This window comes from Paraburkholderia sartisoli, from assembly GCF_900107685.1.
GTDB classification, from domain to species: domain Bacteria; phylum Pseudomonadota; class Gammaproteobacteria; order Burkholderiales; family Burkholderiaceae; genus Paraburkholderia; species Paraburkholderia sartisoli.
The window spans coordinates 256,867-277,545 of the sequence record NZ_FNRQ01000002.1 but is presented as its reverse complement, the minus strand read 5'-3'; the positions used below and the strand labels follow the sequence as shown (position 1 = coordinate 277,545).

20 protein-coding genes are annotated in these 20,679 nt (G+C 63.2%); 13 read left to right on the top strand and 7 right to left on the bottom strand.

All coding sequences use genetic code 11. The features are described from left to right. Positions 1-268 precede the first annotated feature (268 nt). Positions 269-592, bottom strand: coding sequence for a rhodanese-like domain-containing protein (locus BLV45_RS08440; protein ID WP_090531748.1), 324 nt, complete (start codon positions 590-592; stop codon positions 269-271). A 39-nt stretch (positions 593-631) separates the two neighbouring features. Further along, positions 632-1,285, bottom strand: coding sequence for a protein-L-isoaspartate O-methyltransferase family protein (locus BLV45_RS08435; protein ID WP_090531746.1), 654 nt, complete (start codon positions 1,283-1,285; stop codon positions 632-634). Between the two features lie 252 nt (positions 1,286-1,537). Here BLV45_RS08435 and BLV45_RS08430 point away from each other — a divergent pair, with 252 nt between their 5' ends. From BLV45_RS08430 to BLV45_RS08400, 7 genes are all read left to right on the top strand, one after another. After that, a complete protein-coding gene (locus tag BLV45_RS08430) occupies positions 1,538-2,530 on the top strand; it encodes a LacI family DNA-binding transcriptional regulator (protein WP_090531744.1) in 993 nt (330 codons plus the stop codon). 30 nt (positions 2,531-2,560) lie between these two features. Further along, the gene (locus BLV45_RS08425) at positions 2,561-4,048 is read left to right on the top strand and encodes a sugar ABC transporter ATP-binding protein (protein WP_090531742.1); all 1,488 of its coding nucleotides are present in this window, start codon (positions 2,561-2,563) and stop codon (positions 4,046-4,048) included. Beyond that, positions 4,029-5,042: an ABC transporter permease gene (locus BLV45_RS08420; RefSeq protein WP_090531740.1), complete on the top strand. Its 1,014-nt coding sequence runs from the start codon at positions 4,029-4,031 to the stop codon at positions 5,040-5,042. The genes BLV45_RS08425 and BLV45_RS08420 overlap by 20 nt, the downstream gene beginning before the upstream one ends. A gap of 127 nt (positions 5,043-5,169) precedes the next feature. Then, complete coding sequence (locus BLV45_RS08415; RefSeq protein ID WP_090531738.1) at positions 5,170-6,132, top strand: substrate-binding domain-containing protein; 963 nt, start codon at positions 5,170-5,172, stop codon at positions 6,130-6,132. A gap of 103 nt (positions 6,133-6,235) precedes the next feature. Next, positions 6,236-7,285, top strand: coding sequence for a sugar phosphate isomerase/epimerase family protein (locus BLV45_RS08410; RefSeq protein ID WP_090531736.1), 1,050 nt, complete (start codon positions 6,236-6,238; stop codon positions 7,283-7,285). 33 nt (positions 7,286-7,318) lie between these two features. Next, positions 7,319-8,467 carry a Gfo/Idh/MocA family protein gene (locus BLV45_RS08405; RefSeq protein WP_245753164.1) on the top strand — a complete coding sequence of 383 codons (1,149 nt, stop codon included), beginning with the start codon at positions 7,319-7,321 and terminating at the stop codon, positions 8,465-8,467. Positions 8,468-8,533: 66 nt separating this feature from the next. Beyond that, complete coding sequence (locus BLV45_RS08400; protein WP_090531731.1) at positions 8,534-9,256, top strand: NAD(P)H-binding protein; 723 nt, start codon at positions 8,534-8,536, stop codon at positions 9,254-9,256. A gap of 3 nt (positions 9,257-9,259) precedes the next feature. On the opposite strand, the gene BLV45_RS08395 is transcribed toward BLV45_RS08400, so the two are convergent. From BLV45_RS08395 to BLV45_RS08385, 3 genes are all read right to left on the bottom strand, one after another. After that, complete coding sequence (locus BLV45_RS08395) at positions 9,260-9,517, bottom strand: hypothetical protein (protein WP_090531729.1); 258 nt, start codon at positions 9,515-9,517, stop codon at positions 9,260-9,262. Positions 9,518-9,590: 73 nt separating this feature from the next. After that, on the bottom strand, positions 9,591-10,757 hold the full coding sequence (locus BLV45_RS08390; protein WP_090531727.1) for an ABC transporter substrate-binding protein: 1,167 nt from the start codon (positions 10,755-10,757) through the stop codon (positions 9,591-9,593). 61 nt (positions 10,758-10,818) lie between these two features. Beyond that, a complete protein-coding gene (locus tag BLV45_RS08385; protein ID WP_090531725.1) occupies positions 10,819-11,760 on the bottom strand; it encodes a CysB family HTH-type transcriptional regulator in 942 nt (313 codons plus the stop codon). A gap of 242 nt (positions 11,761-12,002) precedes the next feature. Between BLV45_RS08385 and BLV45_RS08380 the strand changes: the two genes are divergently transcribed. From BLV45_RS08380 to cobA, 6 genes are all read left to right on the top strand, one after another. After that, positions 12,003-13,682, top strand: a complete 1,680-nt coding sequence (locus tag BLV45_RS08380; RefSeq protein WP_090531724.1) for a nitrite/sulfite reductase — start codon at positions 12,003-12,005, stop codon at positions 13,680-13,682. Between the two features lie 38 nt (positions 13,683-13,720). After that, positions 13,721-14,266 (top strand): DUF934 domain-containing protein, encoded by a 546-nt coding sequence (locus BLV45_RS08375; RefSeq protein WP_090531723.1) that lies wholly within the window; start codon positions 13,721-13,723, stop codon positions 14,264-14,266. Beyond that, complete coding sequence (locus tag BLV45_RS08370) at positions 14,263-15,009, top strand: phosphoadenylyl-sulfate reductase (RefSeq protein WP_090531720.1); 747 nt, start codon at positions 14,263-14,265, stop codon at positions 15,007-15,009. The genes BLV45_RS08375 and BLV45_RS08370 overlap by 4 nt, the downstream gene beginning before the upstream one ends. Before the next feature lie 91 nt (positions 15,010-15,100). Continuing rightward, on the top strand, positions 15,101-16,063 hold the full coding sequence (gene cysD / locus BLV45_RS08365) for a sulfate adenylyltransferase subunit CysD (protein WP_090531718.1): 963 nt from the start codon (positions 15,101-15,103) through the stop codon (positions 16,061-16,063). A 22-nt stretch (positions 16,064-16,085) separates the two neighbouring features. Continuing rightward, positions 16,086-17,399: a sulfate adenylyltransferase subunit 1 gene (locus tag BLV45_RS08360; RefSeq protein ID WP_090531716.1), complete on the top strand. Its 1,314-nt coding sequence runs from the start codon at positions 16,086-16,088 to the stop codon at positions 17,397-17,399. 58 nt (positions 17,400-17,457) lie between these two features. Next, positions 17,458-18,234 (top strand): uroporphyrinogen-III C-methyltransferase, encoded by a 777-nt coding sequence (gene cobA / locus BLV45_RS08355; protein ID WP_090531714.1) that lies wholly within the window; start codon positions 17,458-17,460, stop codon positions 18,232-18,234. Between the two features lie 890 nt (positions 18,235-19,124). Here cobA and BLV45_RS08350 read toward each other — a convergent pair. Further along, entirely contained in the window at positions 19,125-19,499 is a 375-nt protein-coding gene (locus BLV45_RS08350) for a sirohydrochlorin chelatase (protein ID WP_090532809.1), read from the bottom strand. Between the two features lie 29 nt (positions 19,500-19,528). After that, complete coding sequence (lptG, locus tag BLV45_RS08345) at positions 19,529-20,677, bottom strand: LPS export ABC transporter permease LptG (RefSeq protein ID WP_090531712.1); 1,149 nt, start codon at positions 20,675-20,677, stop codon at positions 19,529-19,531. Positions 20,678-20,679: the final 2 nt, after the last annotated feature.

The window sequence follows — 20,679 nt, the reverse complement described above, 5'->3', positions numbered from 1 at the left end:
GACCAGCGGTTGCGCATCGCGACGGTGCGTGCCGCGCTGCAACCGCGCGCATCGCCCGATGCGGGGGCGGCGACGGTGCATCGGCGCAGCGCCGTTGTGCATGCCGCCGCTCATCATCGACGAAGCGCAGATCGACGAGATCTTCACGACGGTGGCGCAAGTGCTGCGCGAGACTGACTAGCGGGGCTTTGCGTTTGCGTGGCTGCAATGAAAAACGGGCGTCTCCGTAATCGGAGACGCCCGCTTTTTCATGTGCGGCGGAGAAGGCTCAGTAAACCGGAACCGATGGATCGACCTGACGCGACCAGGCGTCGATGCCGCCTTGCAGGTTGAACACCTTCGTGTGGCCGCGCGATTCGAGGAACATCGCGACCTGCGCGCTGCGTGCGCCGTGGTGGCACACGCAGACGATTTCCGCGTCGTCTTCGAGTTCTTCGCTGCGGGCCGGGATTTCGCGCATCGGGATCGACGTGCTGCCGGCGATCTTCGCGGTTTCGATTTCCCAGGGCTCGCGCACGTCGAGCAGGACGGGGGCGGCGCGCGACGTGTCAGCGAGCCATTCGGCGAGAGCGGGAGCAGTCAGGTTTTGCATCAGGGGAATAATCCGTTACGTCGATGGGGCAGGTAGCGTTCAGAACTTGAACCGCGGCGGCTGCACGGCGTTGATCAGCGGCTCGACATACGTTTCGAACACGTCGGCGATACGGTACTGCTTCTCGTCGATGCGCGTGATGATCTGCGCCTTCATGACCGGCGCGGTGCCGACGAACGCAGCCAGACGGCCGCCCACTTTCAGCTGGTCGAGGATTTCCTGCGGCAGAACCGGCAGGCCGCCCGATACGCAGATCACGTCGTAAGGCGCGGCGCCCGCCCAGCCGCGCGAGGCGTCGCCGGTGGCGACTTCGGCGTTCAGCACGCCGTTGTTCGCGAGATTCATGCGGGCGAGTTCGGCGAGTTCGGGTTCGATGTCCACCGTCAGCACGTGATGCGCGCGGTGCGCGAGCAGCGCGGCCATGTAACCTGCGCCCGCGCCGATTTCCAGCACGCTTTCGTGCTTCCTGACAGCCAGTTCCTGCAGCACGCGTGCCTCGATGCGCGGCGCCAGCATGTGCTGGCCGGCGGGCAGCGGCACTTCGAAGTCGACGAACGCCATGTTCGCGTAGGCCCGGGGGACGAAGTTCTCACGCTTGACGATCGAGAGCAGGTTCAGCACGTCCTGGTCCAGCACTTCCCAGGGGCGAATCTGCTGTTCGATCATGTTGAAACGCGCTTGCTCGATATTCATGATTGTTTTCGACGGGTTGAAATGCAGCCGGAAGGGGGTGGGGAACTGCGGGATTGTACCAAACCGGGGGCGGGTTCCGTGTTGGAGCGGGCAGGGAGCGGCGGCGCCACCCTCCGTATAAATCCCTACACATTCGACCTTGAGATTCCACTCGCTCTCGATCAAAAATGTAATCGATTACATTTTCGGGGGCGAACACCCGTGTCGAGACCGCGCCAGCGTGACGTCGCATCGCTTCGATCGCCGGAGGACATGTCGATTGCCGGCGTGGCCGAGCAGGCTGGCGTCTCGGTCGCCACCGTCTCGCGCGTGCTCAACGGGCACTCGAACGTCCGGCCCGAAACGCGCGACCGCGTGCTCGCCGCCGTGCAGACGAGCGGTTATCGCGTCAACGACCTCGCGCGCAACCTGCGCACCGCCGAAAGCCGCCTGCTGCTCACGATGGTGCCGGACTTCGGCAATCCCTTTTACGCGGAAGTGGTGCGCGGCATCGACGCCGTCGCGCGTCAGCATGGCTATTTCATGCTGCTTTGCGACACCGGCGCCGATCCCGGGCGCGAGCGCAGCTACTTCGAAATGCTGCGGCGCCATCGCGCCGACGGCGCGATCTGCCTCGATCCCGACACGGTTCAACACGCGCTCGCCGAGGACGCGGGCACGCTGCCGTGGGTCGCGTGCTGCGAGTTCGACACCGACATGGGCGTGCCGTGGGTCGGCATCGACAACTATCGCGCCGCCGGTGACGCGGTGCGGCATCTGCTGTCGCGCGGACGCCGTCGCATCGCGCTCATCAATTCGGATGACGGTTATCTCTACGCGCGCCAGCGTCAGGAAGGCTATCTCGACGCGTTACGCGAGGCCGGCGTACACCCGCTGCCCGCATGGCGCCGCAACGTCTACAGCCTCGACTACGAAGCCGCCGCTGCCGCCGCCGCGGAACTCGCGCAGCAAGCGGGCGAAAACGCGCCCGACGCGATCTTCGCCGTGTCGGACACGCTCGCAATCGGCGCGATCAACGGCCTGCGCAGCGTCGGCAAGCGCACGCCGGCCGATGTCGCGGTGGTCGGCTTCGACGATATCTCGGTGGCCGCGCAGATCGATCCGCCGCTCACCACGATCGCGCAGCCGATGCGCGAACTCGGCGAGACGGCCGCGCGGCTGTTGCTCAAGCGTCTCGCGGACCCGGCGGCCAGCGTGCCGGGCGTGCTGTTGCCGCACCGGCTCGTCGTGCGCCTGAGCGCGTGACGATGGCCCCATGAAGGAGCAAAGCGCGCGATGAGTCTCTCGATCCGCTTCGACGACATCCGCAAGGATTTCGGCCCGGTGCGCGTCCTGCACGGCGTGTCGTTCGATCTCGCGCCCGGGCGCATCTATGGCCTGCTCGGCGAGAACGGCGCCGGCAAGTCGACGTTGATGAAGATTCTCGCGGGCTACGAAAGCGCGACCGAAGGCACGCTGTCCGTCGATGGCGTGACGCGGCACTTCACCAGTTCGCGCGATGCGGAAGCCGCGGGCATCGTGCTGATTCACCAGGAATTCAACCTTGCCGATCATCTGTCGATCGTCGAGAACATGTACCTCGGGCACGAGAAAAAGCGCGGCTGGCTGCTCGACGAAGGCGCGATGAAAAAAGAGGCAGCGCGTTATCTCGAACAGGTCGGCATGAACAGATCGCCCGACACGCAGGTGCGCAACCTGATCGTCGCGGAAAAACAGATGGTGGAGATCGCCAAGGCGCTGTCGCGTCGCGCGCGCTTTCTCATCATGGACGAACCGACCGCGACGCTCACGCCCTCGGAAACCGAGCGGCTCTTCACGCTGATGCTGAGGCTGAAGGCCGACGGTGTGACGATCGTCTACATCTCGCACAAGCTCGACGAAGTCGAACACATCACCGACGAGGTGATCGTGATGCGCGACGGCCGCTTCGTCGCGCGCGGCGAAACGTCGAGTCTCGCGCGGCAGCAGATGGCGAACCTGATGGTGGGGCGCGACGTCTCCGACATGTTCCCCGACAAAACGCCGCCCGCGCCCGATGCACCGGTCGCGATGCGCGTCGACGGGCTCGTCGTGCCGGGCTGGGTCGAGTTGCTTTCGTTCGAAGTTCGCGCGGGCGAGATACTCGGCTTCGCGGGTCTGGTCGGCGCGGGCCGCACCGAAGCGTTCGAGGCGATGCTCGGCCTGCGCAGACGCACGGCGGGACGCATCGAACTCGCGGGGCGCGCAGTCGAGATTCACACTCCGCTCGCGGCGATGCGGCACGGTCTCACGTATCTGAGCGAGGACCGCAAGAACAAGGCGCTGCACGTCAACCTGAACCTGCAGGACAACCTGACGCTGATGACGCTCGATCGCTACGCGCATCCGTTCCTCGACGTGAAAGCGGAGCGCGCCGCGCTGAAAGCCGGCATCGCCGAATTCGGCATTCGCACGGGCGACCCGTCGATCCGCGCGCGCATGCTGTCCGGCGGCAACCAGCAGAAACTCGCGCTCGCGAAGTTCCTGCATCCCGACCCGAACGTGGTCGTGCTCGACGAACCGACGCGCGGCGTCGACGTCGGCGCGAAGCGCGACATCTATTTTCTGGTTCACCGGCTCGCCGCGCAGGGGCGGGCGGTGATCGTGATCTCGTCCGAGCTGATCGAGCTGATCGGCCTGTGCCATCGCGTCGCCGTGATGCGCACGGGCCGGCTTCAAACGACGCTCGCGCTCGACCAGCTAACCGAAGAGGAGTTGATTGCCCATGCAACCGGCACACACTGAACCAGGGCAACCGGGCCGTGCGATGCGCCTCGCGCGCCGGCTGCACGGGCTCGGTCCGCTGCTTGGCCTGATCGTCCTGTGCGTGGGCGGCGAGATGCTCAACCACGACTTCGCGACCATCGACAATCTCATGAACGTGCTCACGCGCACGTCGTTCATCGGCATCATCGCGGTCGGCATGACGTTCGTGATCATCTCGGGCGGCATCGACCTGTCCGTCGGATCGATGGCCGCGCTGATCGCGGGCAGCATGATCTACACGATGAACGTGCTCGCCAGCGGGATCGGCGGCCACGCGATCGCGCCGCTCGTGATCGTGATGGCCGGCATGGTGCTGGCGCTCGTGCTGGGCGGCGCGTTCGGCATCGCGCACGGCCTCCTGATCACCAAAGGCCGGATCGAGCCGTTCATCGTGACGCTCGGCACGTTCGGCATCTTTCGCGCGGTGCTGACCTGGCTTGCGGACGGCGGCGCGCTCACGCTCGACAACTCGCTTTCCGACCTGTACGGCCCCGTGTATTACGCAAGCGTGTTCGGCGTGCCGATACCGATCTGGGTGTTCCTGATCGTCGCGGCGGGCGGCGCGCTGATCCTGAACCGCACCGCGTTCGGACGGCACGTGCAGGCGATCGGCTCGAACGAACAGGTCGCGCGCTATGCGGCCATTCGCGTGGATCGCGTGAAGATCGTCACGTACATGCTGCTCGGCATGTGCGTGGGCGTGGCGACGGTGCTGTACGTGCCGCGGCTCGGTTCCGCCACGCCGACGACGGGCCTCCTGTGGGAACTGGAGGCGATTGCCTCGGTGGTCGTCGGCGGTACCGCGCTCAAGGGCGGCGAAGGCCGGGTGCTTGGCACGGTGATCGGCGCGGTGCTGCTTTCGGTGATCGCCAACATTCTCAACCTCACGAGCATCATCAGCGTGTATCTGAACGCGGCGGTGCAGGGCGTCGTCATCATCATCGTCGCGTGCCTGCAGCGCGGACGGCGCTGATCGACTGTGCAATTTCAAAAGCAGACCGCAGAGAGCAGACAGCAGGCAGCTTGAACCGCAGTACCCGGCGCATTGCCGGCACCTCGAAAACCGGGCGCACGACGCGCCCCACGACAGGAGACACAACATGAAGCAGGTCATTCGGGCGATCAGTGCCGGCGTGCTGGCGTTGGGCATGCTGGGTACGGCGGGCGCGGCACGGGCGGACGACAAGGTCATATTGGGCGTCGCGATTCCGACGGCCGATCACGGCTTCACGGGCGGCATCGTCTGGTGGGCGAACAAGGCGAAGACGGACATGGAGAAGGCGCATCCGGATCTGAAGGTGATCCTGAAGTCGTCGGCGAGCGCGCCGGAGCAGGCGAACCAGTTGCAGGACCTGGTGACCGTCAACCATATCAACGCGCTCGTGATTTTCCCGCATGAATCCGCGTCGCTCACGCAGCCGGTCGCGCAGGTGAAGAAGAAGGGTGTCTACGTGACGGTCGTCGATCGCGGCCTGACCGACACGAGCGCGCAGGACGCCTACGTCGCGGGCGACAACACCGCGTTTGGCCGGCTCGCGGGCGAGTACTTCTGCAAGTCGCTGAACGGCAAGGGCGACATCGTCGCGCTGCGCGGCATTCCGACCACGCTCGATAACGAACGCTACAACGCGTTCACGAAGGCGTTGTCGGCGTGTCCCGGTGTGAAGGTGCTGGAGGCGAAGTACGCGAACTGGAATCGCGACGACGCGTTCAAGGTGATGCAGGACTATCTGACGCGCTTCAGGCACATCGACGCGGTGTGGTCCGCCGACGACGACATGTCCGTCGGCGTGCTGAAGGCCATCGATCAGGCAAAGCGCACCGACATCAAGGAAGTGCTCGGCGGCGCGGGGTCGAAGGACATGATCAAGCGCGTGATGGATGGCGACAAGCTGATCAACGCCGACGTGACCTACTCGCCGAAGTTCATCTACGACGCGATCAAGCTCACCGCCGAAGCGCGCCTGAAGGGCGAAAAGCTGCCGACCACGACGATCGTGCCTTCGGTGCTCGTCACGAAGGACAACGCGAAAGACTACTACTTCCCGGACTCGCCGTTCTGACGGCTTCCGCGTTACCGCGCGGCTGCGATGGGCTTGAGGCGCATCGCAGCCGCGCGACGCCCGGAATGTCGAACGCACTATTCATTTCCCGAGGAGCCGCACGATGAAGACCATCAAAGGGCCGGCGATCTATCTGGCCCAGTTCCTGGGCGACAAGGCGCCCTTCGACAACCTCGACAATCTCGCGACGTGGGCCGCGAAGCTCGGCTACAAGGGCATCCAGGTGCCCGCGGATTCGCGCGTGATCGACCTCGAAAAGGCCGCCTCGAGCCAGACGTACTGCGACGAACTGCTCGGCATCGTGGCGGACGCCGGTGTCGAAATCACCGAACTCGCGACGCACCTGCAAGGGCAACTGGTGGCCGTGCATCCCGCCTACGACCAGCTGTTCGACGGCTTCGCCGCGCCGCACGTGCGCGGCAATCCGGCGGCGCGGACCGAATGGGCGATCCAGCAGCTGAAACTCGCGGCGCAGGCGTCGCGCCGTCTCGGGCTCGACACGCACGTGTCGTTCTCGGGCGCACTCGCGTGGCCGTACGTGTACCCGTGGCCGCAGCGGCCGGCCGGTCTCGTCGAGGCCGCGTTCGACGAACTCGCGCGCCGCTGGCAGCCGATTCTCGATGCGTTCGACGAGGTCGGTGTCGACCTCGCGTACGAGCTGCATCCGGGCGAAGACCTCCACGACGGCGTGACGTTCGAGCGCTTTCTGGAGCGCGTGAACGGGCATCGTCGCGCGAACATCCTGTTCGATCCGAGCCACTACGTGTTGCAGCAGCTCGATTACCTGTCGTTCATCGACATCTATCACGCGCGCATCAAGGCCTTTCACGTGAAGGATGCGGAGTTTCGTCCGACGGGCAGGGCAGGCGTGTATGGCAGCTATAGCGGCTGGACCGAGCGGCCTGGGCGCTTTCGCTCGCCCGGCGACGGACAGATCGACTTCGGCGCGATCTTCTCGAAGATGGCGCAGTACGACTATCCGGGCTGGGCAGTGCTCGAATGGGAATGCGCGCTGAAGCATCCGGAAGACGGCGCGCGCGAAGGCGCGGAGTTCATTCGCCGGCACATCATCCGCGTCGCCGAAAAGTCGTTCGACGATTTCGCGGACAGCGGCGTCGATCAGGCGCAGATCAAAAAAGTGCTGGGGCTGTGAGCGCGGCGCCCGTCACGCGTCAAGGAGCATCCGATGACACGTAAATTGCGGTTGGGCATGGTGGGCGGCGGGCAGGGCGCTTTTATCGGCGCGGTACACCGGATCGCCGCGCGCCTCGACGACCGGTTCGAACTCGTGGCGGGCGCGCTTTCGTCCGACGCGGCGCGCGCGCGGGCAAGCGCCGCGGAAGTGGGCATCGCGCGCAGCTATCCGGACTGGCGCGAGATGGCAAAGGCCGAAGCGGCCCGCGACGACGGTATCGACGCCGTCGCGATCGTCACGCCGAATCACTTGCATGCGCCGGTTGCAACGGCATTTCTCGAAGCTGGCATTCATGTGATCTGCGACAAGCCGCTCGCGATTTCGCTGGCGGAAGCCGAGGCGCTCGCGAAGCTCGCGCGCGAGAAGAAAAAGCTGTTCGCGCTGACGCACACGTATTCGGGTTATCCGATGGTGCGGCACGCGCGCGAGCTCGTCGACGCGGGCGAACTGGGCGACATCCGCGTCGTGCAGGTCGAGTATGCGCAGGACTGGCTCGCCGAGCCGATCGAAAACGCTGGCACGAACAAGCAGGCGGGATGGCGCACGGACCCGGCGCAATCGGGGCCCGCTGGATGCCTGGGCGATATCGGCACGCATGCATATCACCTCGCCGCGTTCGTGACGGGCATGGTGCCGAAGGAACTGTCGGCGGAAGTCCACACGTTCGTGCCGGGCAGAAAGCTCGACGACCACGTGCAGGTGATGCTGCGTTACGCTAGCGGCGCGCGCGGCATGCTGTGGGCGAGCCAGGTGGCGAGCGGCGCCGAGAACGCGTTGCGCCTGCGCGTGTACGGCACGAGGGCGGGGCTCGCGTTCGATCAGGAATATCCGAACGACCTGTGGTTCACGCCGCTGGGCGGCGCGGCTCGCCGGCTGACGCGCGGGCGCGTCCAGAGCGCGATTGCCGCGCACGCAACGCGCGTGCCGCCGGGGCACCCGGAAGGTTATCTGGAAGCGTTCGCGCAGTTGTATCTCGATGCGGCGCTGCAGATCGAGGCGCTCGACGCGGGCAAACCCGTGCCACCGGAGAGCCGTTTGCTGACGACAGTCGATGACGGCGTCGACGGCATGCGTTTTATCGAGGCCGTGCTCAAGAGCAGCGCGATGAACGCGCAGTTCCGGGAAGTCGGCAACGGTTGAAGCCTTCGCACCCATCCCATGCGCGCACGGTAAGATGCAGCACCTCATCTCTCCACGGGTTCGTGCATGCCGGCCAATATTGCCTCCGTCGATCCTGTCGCGGGTTCCGCCTCGCGCAAGCGCACCGTGCTGCTGGTCGGCGCAACGGGACTGGTCGGCAGCGCGTGCCTGAAGCTGCTCGCGCGCGATCCGCGCATCGGCGAAGTGCGCTCGCTCGTGCGGCGCTCGTCGGGGGCGGGTATCGCGGGCATCGCCGGGCACGCGAATCGTGTGATCGAGCAGGTCGTCGATTTCGACCGGCTCGACAGCCTGCCCGGCAGCGATGATCTCTTCGCCGTCGATGCCGTGATCTGCGCATTGGGCACGACGATACGGACCGCGGGCACGCAGGCCGCGTTTCGCAAGGTCGATTACGAGTATCCGTTGCGCGTCGGTGTACTTGCGCGCCGGCACGGTGCGTCGCGCTATGCGCTCGTCAGCGCCATCGGCGCGAGTCCGCAGGCACGCACGTTCTATAGCCGGGTGAAGGGCGAGGTCGAAGCCGGTGTGCTGGGTCTCGGCTTTCCGGCCGTCACGATCGTGCGGCCGTCGTTCCTGATGGGCGAGCGTCTGGAAAGCCGGCCGCTGGAAAGCATCGCGCGCCGCTTCGGCGTGATCCTGCCGCTCAAGTGGCGCTCGATTGCCGCCGACGATGTCGCGCGCGCTCTGGTCGCGGCTGCGTCAGGCGATACGCAAGGCGTGACGATCATCGAAAACGACGCGCTGCATCGCGGCGCCGGTGCGCTTTAACGTTTAACGCTTGCTGTTCTTGATCTGCGCTTCGAGCGCGAGATCGAACTTGCTTGCCTTGCGTGGCTTTTGTGGGCCGAATGCGTCGACGAACTTGACGAAGTCGTCGAGCGTCAGCGGATCGGAGACTTTCTTGTCGCTGCCCGACGATCTGTCGACGAGATAGAAGAGGCCGCCGGAAAGGCTGATCGCCGCGAATCGCGGATTGCCGGTGCGGGTTTTCAGCCGCTCGACGGCATGGATGGCTCGGGTGGTGCGCATGATTTCAGCTACGGTGTGAAGACGGACACTGTATCAGCAACCCGGTAAAGCGCGCACCGCCCGCCATCGGCCCTTACTGGCTCAGATACGTAAACCTGCCATTCCTGATGATGCCCATCACGCTCGCGCGCTGATCGAGGCCCACGTGGTCCTTCGCGCTCGTGTTGACCACGCCGTTTGGCACGACGAGTTCATGCGCGTGTTCGAGTTCGCTGCGCAACGCGGCGCGAAACGCCGGCGTGCCTGGCTGCGCCGTTTTCAGCGCGCGCGTCACCGCGTCGACGAGACGCGGATAGACGCCCGCCGCGTCGCCCGCGAACTGCGTGACGCTGTTCGGACCGTATTGCGCTTCATACGCGGTGACGAACGCCATCGCGGCCTTTTTCGCGGGATGATCCGCCGGCAGCGTGCGCGCGACGACGACCGGCTGCGTCGGGAACAGCGTGCCCTCGACGTCCTTGCCGCCGAGCTTGATGAATTCCGGCGTGGCGATGCCGTGCGTCTGGTAGATCGGCCCCTTGAAGCCGCGTTCGACGAGTGTGCGCTGCGGCAGCACGCTCGGTGTGCCCGCGCCCGCGACGAGAATCGCATCGGGCTTCGCCGCCATCAGCTTCAGCACCTGGCCCGTGACGCTCGCATCCGTCCGGTTGAAGCGCTCCGTCTCCACCACCTGAATGTGCCGCAGCGTCGCGAACTTCGTGAACTCGTTGAGCCAGCTGTCGCCATAACTGTCCGCGAAGCCGATGAAGCCCACCGTCCTCACGTTGTGATTCGACATGTAGCGCGTCATCACGTCGGCCATCGCGCTGTCGGTCTGCGCCATCTTGAACGCCCACACGCGCTTGCCTTCCTGCGGCTCGACCACGCTTGCCGAACCGATCAGCGTGATCATCGGCGTCTGGCTTTCCGCGACCGGGTCGAGCGCCGCCAGCGCCGCCGGCGTCACGTTCGGGCCGACGATCACGTCGACATGGTCTTCGCTGATGAGCTTGCGGATGTTGCGCACCGCGGCGCCCGGATCGGAGCCGTCGTCGAGGATGATGTATTCGGCTTTCTGGCCGGCGATCGTCTTCGGCCACATCAGCATCGCGTTCTTGCTGGTGATGCCGATGGCGGCGGCGGGGCCCGTGCTGGACAGATCGATGCCAACCTTGATGTCGGCGTGGGCGACCGTGCTGACCACGAGCGCCGCGACAGCGGCGGCGCGGCGCAGGTTCTTTTTGTACGACGTGAGGCTCATCGGTTGGGTCTCCATGGCGGAATCGAAACAGCGATTGTTATAAAACCGGACAGAGGATGCTTCAAAGCTCGTAGGATTCGTGCTCGCCCTTGAGCGCCTGCTCGATCAGCCGGCGGTTCAGGCTCGGCGAGAGCAGCTCGACCAGCGTATACACATAGCTGCGCAGATACGCGCCGTGCTTGAGCGCCACGCGCGTCACGTTGCTGCCGAACAGATGGCCGACCGGCATCGCACGCAGATGGCGGTCGCGCTCCGCGTTGAATGCGATATCCGCCATGATGCCGACGCCAAGGCCCAGCTCGACGTAGGTCTTGATCACGTCGGCGTCGATCGCCTCGAGCACGATGTCCGGATGCAGGCCGCGCAGACGGAACGCCTCGTTGATCTTCGTGCGTCCCGCGAACGCGTTGTCATAGGTAATCAGCGGAAACTGGGTCAGGTCGTCGAGGGAAAGCTGCTTGCGCTCCAGCAACGGATGATCCGGCTGCATGACGGCGATGTGATGCCACGAAAAGCACGGCAGCGAGACCAGTTCCTTATAGGTGGAGATCGCCTCGGTGGCGATCGCGAGGTCCGCCTGGTCGTGGATGACCATTTCGGCCACCTGCGTCGGGCTGCCTTGCAGAATCGAAAGGTGAACCTTGGGAAAGCGCTTCTTGAATTCGGCGATGGCGGCCGGCAGCGAGTAGCGCGCCTGCGTGTGCGTCGCGGCGATGACGAGATTGCCCTGATCCTGCGCCGCGTAATCTTTACCGACCCGCTTCAGGCTTTCCACTTCCTGCAGGATCTTCTCAACCGACTGAAGAATGATCCGGCCCGGCTCGGTCAGCGAACGCACGCGTTTGCCGTGCCGTGTGAAGATTTCGACGCCCAGCTCGTCTTCGAGCTCGATGATTGCCTTCGAGACGCCTGGCTGGCTTGTAAACAGCGCCTTGGCGGCTTCCGTGAGGTTGAAGTTCTGCCGGACCGCCTCGCGCACGAAGCGAAACTGGTGCAGGTTCATTTATAACCTCTTAGCATATGAAAACAATTTTTAAGTCGTTTGAAATATAAGGGGAGTTTATTACGATTTCTCCAACTTTTCCAATATGGATATCTGTATTTGTCATAAGCAAATGAAGGATGCGTCTAAAACCTTCTTCTGCTGGCGCTGACAGAGACGGGTAGACAGGGCGTGGCGCAACCGGATCGACGGTGTGCCGGCCACCGGAACGCCGTGCGGTTACGAAAAAATGGGGTCCCCGAATGTACCAATACGATCAGTACGACCAGACCATCGTTGACGAACGCGTCGCGCAATACGCCGACCAGGTTCGTCGCCGGCTGTCGGGCGAATTGAGCGAAGAAGAGTTCCGTCCCCTGCGTCTGCAGAACGGTCTCTACATGCAGCGCCACGCCTACATGCACCGCATCGCGATTCCTTACGGCAATCTGCGCAGCGACCAGCTGCGCATGCTGGCGCGTATCGCGCGCGAGCACGACCGCGGCTACGGCCACTTTTCGACGCGCTCGAACATCCAGTACAACTGGATCAAGCTCGAGGACACGCCGGAAATTCTCGCGAAACTCGCGTCTGTCCAGATGCACGCCATCCAGACCTCGGGTAACTGTATCCGCAACATCACCGCGGACCAGTTCGCCGGTGTCGCACCGGACGAGATCATCGATCCGCGTCCGTGGGCTGAAATCCTGCGCCAGTGGTCGACGTTCCACCCGGAATTCGCGTGGCTGCCGCGCAAGTTCAAGATCGCCGTCTCGGGTTCGAAGGAAGATCGCGCCGCCGTGCAGGTGCATGACCTCGGTGTCTACCTGAAGAAAAACGAGCAGGGCGAAGTGGTCGCGAGCATCCTGGCCGGTGGTGGCCTGGGGCGCACGCCGATCGTCGGCGCGATTATCCGCGAAGACCTGCCGTGGCAGCACCTGCTGACTTACTGCGAAGCTGTTCTGCGCGTGTATAACCGCTACGGCCGTCGCGACAACATGTACAAGGCGCGCATCAAGATTCTCGTGAAGGCCCTGAGCCCGGAGAAGTTCTCGAAGCAGGTCGAGGAAGAATGGCAACACCTGAAGGACGGTCCTTCGACGCTCACGCAAGCCGAACTCGATCGCGTGTCGCAATACTTCGTGCCGCCGGTTTATGAAAAGCTGGCGGACACCGACACCGCGTTCGAAAACCATCTGCTCGAAAACCGCGCGTTCGCGCGCTGGGTCGAGCGCAACGTGCGTCCGCACAAGGTGGCGGGTTATGCGTCGGTCACGCTTTCGCTGAAGCCGGCCACGATCGCACCGGGCGACGCCACGGATGCGCAGATGGAAGCCGTCGCCGACTGGGCCGACCAGTACTCGTTCGGCGAGATTCGCGTGTCGCACGAGCAGAACCTGATTCTGGCGAACGTGAAGAAGCACGACCTGTTCGAATTGTGGGAACTGGCTAAGGCACAGGGGTTCGCCACGCCGAACATCGGCTTGCTGACCGACATCATCGCGTGCCCGGGCGGCGATTTCTGCTCGCTCGCGAACGCGAAGTCGATTCCGATCGCGATGGCGATCCAGGAGCGCTTCAACGACCTCGATTTTGTCTACGATCTCGGCGACGTGTCGCTGAACATCTCGGGTTGTATCAACGCGTGCGGTCACCATCACGTCGGCAACATCGGCGTGCTTGGCGTCGACAAGGACGGCGCGGAGTGGTACCAGGTGACGCTCGGCGGCGAGCAGAGCACGGGCGCCACCGGCGCGCATCTCGGCCGCGTGATCGGCCCGTCGTTCTCGGCGGAGGAAATGCCGGACGTGGTGTCGAAGGTGATCGACACGTTCGTGGAAAACCGCATCGACGGCGAACGTTTCATCGACACGTACGGCCGCATCGGCATCACGCCGTTCAAGGAACGCGTGTACGCATCGCGCCAGCCGGCTCACGCTTAACCCGCGGCACAGGCTTAAAGGCTTAAAGGATTCTGCAGATGGCTTCGATTATCAAGAACCGCGCGATCGTTGGCGATGACTGGACGGTCGTGCGTGCGGCGGAAGACGGCACCTTGCCCGCAGTGGAAGCACTGCCGGCCGGCAAGGTGATCGTGCCGTTCGCATTGTGGACCGCCGCGCGCGATGCACTGATCGCATCGCGTGACGCGGGTGAAATCGCCGTATGGCTCGAGCCGGACAGCGAACCGGCCGACGTGGCCGCCGACTTCGACCGGCTCGCGCTGATCGCGATCGACTTCCCGGTGTTCCGCGACGGCCGCGGCTACAGCATTGCCCGCCTTCTGCGCGAACGCCATGGCTACAAGGGTGAGATTCGCGCGATCGGCGACGTGCTGCGCGACCAGGTGCGCCTCATGTACCGCTGCGGATTCGATGCGTTCGCGGTGCGTGAAGACAAGGACATCCACGACGCGCTCAAGGCGTTCGATGATTTCACCGTGCAGTATCAGGGTGCGTTCGACGATCCGGTGCCGCTGTTCCGTCGCCGCGAAGCCGCGGCTGCTGCGGCGAAGGCATCGGCATGAGCGACGCCACGCCTTCAGTGACGCCCGGGCTCGCAGCGAAGATTGAGCGGCTGGACACGCTGCTCGATTCGATCGCCGCGCGTCATGCGAACGTCAAGCTCGCCAGCAGTCTCGCCGCGGAAGACATGCTGCTCACGCACGCGATCCTTTCGCGCAACGTGAAGATCGGTATCTTCTCGCTCAACACCGGACGCCTGCATGCCGAAACGCTGGGCATGCTCGATCGCGTGAAAGAGCGCTATGGCTACGACATCGAACAGTTTCATCCGCAGACGGATGCCGTCGATGAATACGTCGCGCAGCATGGCCTGAACGCGTTTTACGAAAGCATCGATCTGCGCAAGCGCTGCTGCGAAATCCGCAAGGTCGAGCCGCTCAATCGTGCGCTGTCGGACGTGAGCGCATGGGTGACGGGCCAGCGTCGCGAGCAGTCGGTGACGCGTGCGGAACTGCACGAGGAAGAACACGACGGCGCGCGCGACATCGCCAAGTTCAATCCGCTCGCGGACTGGACCGAAGCCGATGTGTGGGCGTACCTCAAGGCGTTCGACGTACCGGTCAACCCGCTGCATGCGCGCGGTTATCCGAGCATCGGCTGCGAACCCTGCACGCGCGCGATCCGTCCTGGTGAAGACAGTCGGGCAGGGCGCTGGTGGTGGGAGTCGCGCGATACGAAGGAATGCGGCCTGCACATCACGACGATTCCGGTTTCCGTGATCAGCGCGCCCAGCTCCGCAATCTGAGCGCACCCGGCAAGCCGAAAACAGAACGATTGAACGATTGAATACCGCGCGCAAGTCACCACTTGTGACGTGAACCAAGGAAGGACACACCATGAGCACGACGCTCGATCCCGCACTGAACGCTCCGCTCGCCAACACCGCGAACCGGATGGATCACCTCGACTGGCTCGAAGCCGAGTCGATTCACATCCTGCGCGAACTGGTTGCCGAATGCAGCAACCCCGCGCTGCTGTTTTCGGGCGGCAAGGATTCGGTCGTCGTGCTGCATCTGGCACTGAAGGCATTCGGCCTCGGCGCCAGCCGCCAGACGGTGCTGCCGTTCCCGCTCGTGCATATCGACACCGGCCACAACTACGACGAAGTGATCGACTTCCGCGACCGCCGCGCCAAAGAGATTGGCGCGCAACTCGTGGTGGGTCACGTCGAGGATTCGATCAGGCGCGGCACGGTGCGCCTGCGTCGCGAGCTCGATTCGCGCAACGCGGCGCAGGCGGTGACGCTGCTCGAAACGATCGAGCAATACGGCTACACCGCGATGATTGGTGGCGCGCGTCGCGACGAGGAAAAGGCCCGTGCGAAAGAGCGCATCTTCTCGTTCCGTGACGAATTCGGCCAGTGGGATCCGAAGGCGCAGCGTCCGGAACTGTGGAGCCTCTTCAACGCGCGTCTCCATAAGGGCGAACATCTGCGCGTGTTCCCGATCTCGAACTGGACCGAGCTCGACATATGGCAATACATCGCGCGCGAGAAGCTCGAACTGCCGTCGATCTATTACGCGCATCACCGCGAAATCGTGCGCCGTAACGGGCTGCTCGTGCCGGTGACGCCGCTTACGCCGATGCGCGAAGGCGAGACCAGCGAAACGGCGCTCGTGCGTTTCCGTACCGTGGGCGACATCAGCTGCACGTGCCCGGTGGAAAGCGACGCCGACGATCTGGAGAAGATCATCGCCGAGACGGCCGTGACCGAAATCACGGAGCGCGGTGCCACGCGGATGGACGATCAGGCATCCGAAGCCGCGATGGAAACACGCAAGAAGCAGGGTTATTTCTAAGGCACACGAGGGCAATGCAATCATGAGTATTCATCAACCAGAAGACCTCGGCGTGCTGCGTTTCATTACTGCAGGCAGTGTCGACGACGGCAAGAGCACGCTGATCGGACGCCTGCTGTACGACAGCAAGGCTGTGCTGTCGGACCAGCTTTCCGCGCTGTCGCGCGCGAAGAACAAGCGCACCGTGGGCGACGAAATCGACCTGTCGCTCCTGACCGACGGCCTTGAAGCCGAGCGCGAGCAGGGCATCACGATCGACGTCGCGTACCGTTACTTCGCGACCGCGAAGCGCAAGTTCATCATCGCCGATACGCCGGGTCACGAGCAGTACACGCGCAACATGGTGACGGGTGCATCGACCGCGCATGCCGCGATCATTCTCGTCGACGCGACGCGTGTCACGTTCGTGGATGGCGCGGCGCAACTGCTGCCGCAGACCAAGCGTCACAGCGCGATCGTGAAGCTGCTGGGCTTGCAGCACGTGATCGTCGCGATCAACAAGATGGATCTCGTCGACTATAGCGAAACGCGCTTCAACGAGATTCGCGATGCGTACGTCGAACTGGCACGCCAACTGGGTTTGAGCGACGTGCGCTTCGTGCCGGTCTCGGCGCTGAAAGGCGATAACATCGTGACCGCGAGCGAGCGCATGCCGTGGTATGCGGGCGAACCGCTGCTGGACGTGCTGGAGGCGTTGCCGGTCGAGATTCCGACAGGTCAGGCGCTGCGTTTTCCGGTGCAATGGGTGGCGCGCCAGGACGGCAGCCAGGCCGACGATTTCCGCGGCTATATGGGTCGCGTCGAAGCGGGCGAAGTGAAGCTGGGCGACACGATTGTCGTGCTGCCGGCGAACCGTGAGGCGACGGTCGCGGAGATCATCGCGCCGGTGCCGGGTGGCACCGCGCAGGTTGACCGCGCGTTCGCGGGTCAGACGGTAACGATCCGCCTCGCGGAAGACGTCGACGTATCGCGTGGCGACACGTTCGTGCTTCGCGAAGCCGCGCCTGCGCCGGCAAAGAAAGTGGAAGCCGACCTGTGCTGGTTTGACGAGACGCCGCTGTCGACGCAGCGCAAGTATCTGCTGAAGCAGACCACCAATACGGTGTTCGCGCGCATTGGCGCGATCAGGGAAGTGCTGGACGTGCATACGTTGTCGCAGGCTACCGACCGGCATGACCTGACCATGAACGATATTGGTCGCGTGTCGCTGACGCTGCAAAAGCCGATCGTTGCGGACGCATACGATTCGCACCCTGGAACGGGCGCGTTCGTGCTGATCGACGAGGCGACGCATCACACGGTCGCGGCCGGCATGATTCGTGCGTTTAGTGCCTGAGTGAACGCGCTTGAGCGCGGTCATACTGGCACGAACTGAACGATTGGGATTGAAGCGAATGGGCAAGGTGTATCTAATTGGTGCGGGGCCGGGCGCAGCGGACCTTATCACGGTGCGCGGTGCCCGTTTGCTGGGCATGGCGGATGTCGTGCTGCACGACGCGCTGGTTGAGCCGTCGATGCTCGATTACGCGCCTTCGCAGGCGCGCCGGATTGCCGTGGGCAAGCGTTGTGGGCAGCGTTCGACGGCGCAGCACTTCATCAACAAGCAGATTGTGGATGCGGCGCTGGAGCACGATGTGGTGGTGCGTCTGAAGGGTGGGGATCCGATGCTGTTTGGGCGTGCCGATGAGGAAATGCGGGCGCTCGAGGCGGCGGGTATTGAATACGAGGTGGTGCCGGGGATTACGGCGGCGCTTGCCGGGGCATCCACGTTGAAGCGTTCGTTGACGTTGCGTGGGGTGTCGCGCAGTGTCGCGCTGGCTACGTATAGCCGGGCTGCGGATACCGACGAGATCCGCGAGCAGGTGAAGGCGGATTCGCTGGTGTTCTACATGGGGCGGGATAGCGCGCCTGAAATTGCCCAACGGTTGATTGACGCTGGGCGCGTCGGATCTACGCCTGTTGCGATTGTTGAAGCTTGCAGCACGGCTCGGGAACGGTCGTTGACTTTGACGCTTGAAGGGCTGGCTGCCGGGGATGCACAGCTATGGCTTGATGAGGCGCAGCCTAGTCTTTTGATGATCGGTGAAGCTTTTGGGGATCGGCGCTTGTTGCCGCGCGATGAGGTTCTGGATTCTTCTTCTGTTTCTTCTTCTGCATTGCATGCGGCTTAGGTTTTTGTTTTTTTGTTTTGACCGTTCCTTGAATTCATGTCGGTCTATTAGCGTCGCCCCTGTGCGGGGCGGCACCTACTTTTCTTTGTCTTCCAAAGAAAAGTAGGCAAAAGAAAGGCGCTTCGAAAACTCACCTTTTCCAGGTGCGTCATCTTTGGGGAATGGCACCCCGTGAGATGTCGCCCCCGCGCTCCAGGCCACACGGGTCCGCGCACGATCTGATCTCCCGCACAGCACCGCCCGTGACAAAGCCGTCATCCACCCCACTCCGCACTGCGTGCGTCGCCGTCCGGCATAACCTCCGCAGCGCGGTTCTCGTCGTGCCGTTCCCGCACCCCCAGGCTTCGCCTTCTGGCATAACCTCACCAGGCGGTTTCATTGCGCTGTCCCACATCACCGGGCTTTCCCCTTTGGTATAACCGCCGCCAGGCGGTTTTCATTGCGTCAGCCTAAGCCTTGCCGCGGTAAATCGCGTAGCGCTTTAACCGAGTAGACCGGAGAGCATTGTTGCTAACAGGTTGAGCTACCGCCAGCGCGCGGCCGAGCCTGACCGATCCGCGACGCACGCAGTGCGGAGTGGGATGAATGAGCCCTGTGTCACGGGCGGTGCTGTGCGGGGGATCAGATCGTGCGCGGACCAGTGTGGCGTGAAGCGCGAGGGCGACACCTCACGGGTTGCCATTCCCCGCTGAAGATGCGCCTTGAAGAAATGAGTTTTCGAAGCGCCTTTCTTTTGCCTACTTTTCTTTGGAAGACAAAGAAAAGTAGGTGCCGCCCCGCACAGGGGCAACGCTAATAGACCGACATGAATTCAAGGAAAGGCCAAAGAAAAAAGCATCGACCAGGAAAAGGCCAAAAGAAAAACAGAAAAACAGAAAAACGAAGAAAACCTAAAAAACCTGCCGAAGGCAAAACCCAACAACAGCATCGAGGACAGCATCGTCCTCGCCAACGGCTGTGGAACAGCGAACAACAACATCAGGAAACTCACCGCGACAGCGGTCCACAAGAAGAGGCAAATCCCGCCTGACATGCCCACCTTGCCCAAAAAACACCGGCACGACAGTAATTACCGAACACCCTGCAGCAACCTGCGAAGCAATAGCAGAAGACAAATCCGGCGACATCAACTCAAGAAAAGCCAGCGAAACAGGCCCAGAATCTCCGCGCGCAGCGGACAACTTCGCCATGAGGCGTTCAAAAGGCTCAGCCCACCGCGCGTCGCGCGCACCATGCCCGAAGAGAACAATACCGTGCAGTGCCATCATGCGGATTCCAGCAAAAAACCACCGCGCTAGTGTCGATCAACCCATTTCAGTCCGACCAACCCAAGCACCAGATAAATCAACCCGGGTGTCGCCGCCGTCAACGGCGCCGGCCACGTATTCAACGTGCCAATGTGCGAAAAAAGCGTGTTGACGAGCTGGAAACTCATCCCAAGCATGATCCCGCCAAATACCTTCACCCCCACCACGCCCGCACGCGTATGCAGATACGCAAACGGCAACGACAGCACCAGCATCACGAACACCGCAAACGGATACAGCAGCTTGCGCCACAACGCGATCTGGTAACGCTGCGTGTCCTGGTGATTCTCCGTCAAATGCTGGATGTAGCGGAAAAGATTGAACATCGACATCCGCTCGGGCGAAACCAGCAGCACCGAAAGAATCTGCGGCGTCAGCTCGGAACGCAACGAATACTCAGGTAGCGTCACCTGCTTCGCGCGATACACAGGGTTCAACGCATCGGTGGGTTTCGCGCCCGACGGCACGACGTCGATCAGCTGCGTGTCGGTGACGTCGGTCAGCTCCCAGTGCCCCGGCGGCGTGTATCTGCCCGTCTTCGCAATCCGCACATTGGCCAGACGAAACTGCGAATCGAACTCGTAAATGCGCACGTTGCTGATCGTCGCGTCCGGCCGCAGTTCGCCAACGTTCACAAAACGCGTCACCTGCTCGCCATCCGCGCGCGCCGTCAACGTGTCCTTCACCCATACGCCCGATTCGAAATTGGTCGACACCGCGGAGCCCAACGCCTCCAGGCGCACGCGCTCCGACAGCTGATCCGTGTACGGGCCGACGACTTCGCCGATCAGGTAGGTCAAAAACACCAGCGGAATGCCGATCTTCATCAGCGAGCGCAACGCCTGATTCGTCGCGAGGCCGGATACCCGGAAAATCGTGTACTCGGAATTCGCCGCCATCTGCGCAAACACGTAGATCGCGCTGATCAACGCGGCAACCGGAATGATTTCGTAGAAGCGCGAGGGCGTCTGCAGCGCGACGCGCAGCACGGCATAGCTGAACTTGTAGTTGCCGTGGCCGACGGAATTCAGTTCGTTGATCAGGTCGAAAAAGAAGAACAGACCCGAAAACGCGAACAGAATGAAAATGAACGTGAGGTAGATCTGCCGTGCGAAATACCGCTCATAAATACGCATCG

Coding starts and splice junctions, on each gene's coding strand:
- BLV45_RS08440 (WP_090531748.1), bottom strand. CDS start 592: ATGCAAAACCTGACTGCTCCCGCTCTCGCCGAATGGCTCGCTGACACG.
- BLV45_RS08435 (WP_090531746.1), bottom strand. CDS start 1,285: ATGAATATCGAGCAAGCGCGTTTCAACATGATCGAACAGCAGATTCGC.
- BLV45_RS08430 (WP_090531744.1), top strand. CDS start 1,538: ATGTCGATTGCCGGCGTGGCCGAGCAGGCTGGCGTCTCGGTCGCCACC.
- BLV45_RS08425 (WP_090531742.1), top strand. CDS start 2,561: ATGAGTCTCTCGATCCGCTTCGACGACATCCGCAAGGATTTCGGCCCG.
- BLV45_RS08420 (WP_090531740.1), top strand. CDS start 4,029: ATGCAACCGGCACACACTGAACCAGGGCAACCGGGCCGTGCGATGCGC.
- BLV45_RS08415 (WP_090531738.1), top strand. CDS start 5,170: ATGAAGCAGGTCATTCGGGCGATCAGTGCCGGCGTGCTGGCGTTGGGC.
- BLV45_RS08410 (WP_090531736.1), top strand. CDS start 6,236: ATGAAGACCATCAAAGGGCCGGCGATCTATCTGGCCCAGTTCCTGGGC.
- BLV45_RS08405 (WP_245753164.1), top strand. CDS start 7,319: ATGACACGTAAATTGCGGTTGGGCATGGTGGGCGGCGGGCAGGGCGCT.
- BLV45_RS08400 (WP_090531731.1), top strand. CDS start 8,534: ATGCCGGCCAATATTGCCTCCGTCGATCCTGTCGCGGGTTCCGCCTCG.
- BLV45_RS08395 (WP_090531729.1), bottom strand. CDS start 9,517: ATGCGCACCACCCGAGCCATCCATGCCGTCGAGCGGCTGAAAACCCGC.
- BLV45_RS08390 (WP_090531727.1), bottom strand. CDS start 10,757: ATGAGCCTCACGTCGTACAAAAAGAACCTGCGCCGCGCCGCCGCTGTC.
- BLV45_RS08385 (WP_090531725.1), bottom strand. CDS start 11,760: ATGAACCTGCACCAGTTTCGCTTCGTGCGCGAGGCGGTCCGGCAGAAC.
- BLV45_RS08380 (WP_090531724.1), top strand. CDS start 12,003: ATGTACCAATACGATCAGTACGACCAGACCATCGTTGACGAACGCGTC.
- BLV45_RS08375 (WP_090531723.1), top strand. CDS start 13,721: ATGGCTTCGATTATCAAGAACCGCGCGATCGTTGGCGATGACTGGACG.
- BLV45_RS08370 (WP_090531720.1), top strand. CDS start 14,263: ATGAGCGACGCCACGCCTTCAGTGACGCCCGGGCTCGCAGCGAAGATT.
- cysD (WP_090531718.1), top strand. CDS start 15,101: ATGAGCACGACGCTCGATCCCGCACTGAACGCTCCGCTCGCCAACACC.
- BLV45_RS08360 (WP_090531716.1), top strand. CDS start 16,086: ATGAGTATTCATCAACCAGAAGACCTCGGCGTGCTGCGTTTCATTACT.
- cobA (WP_090531714.1), top strand. CDS start 17,458: ATGGGCAAGGTGTATCTAATTGGTGCGGGGCCGGGCGCAGCGGACCTT.
- BLV45_RS08350 (WP_090532809.1), bottom strand. CDS start 19,499: ATGGCACTGCACGGTATTGTTCTCTTCGGGCATGGTGCGCGCGACGCG.
- lptG (WP_090531712.1), bottom strand. CDS start 20,677: ATGCGTATTTATGAGCGGTATTTCGCACGGCAGATCTACCTCACGTTC.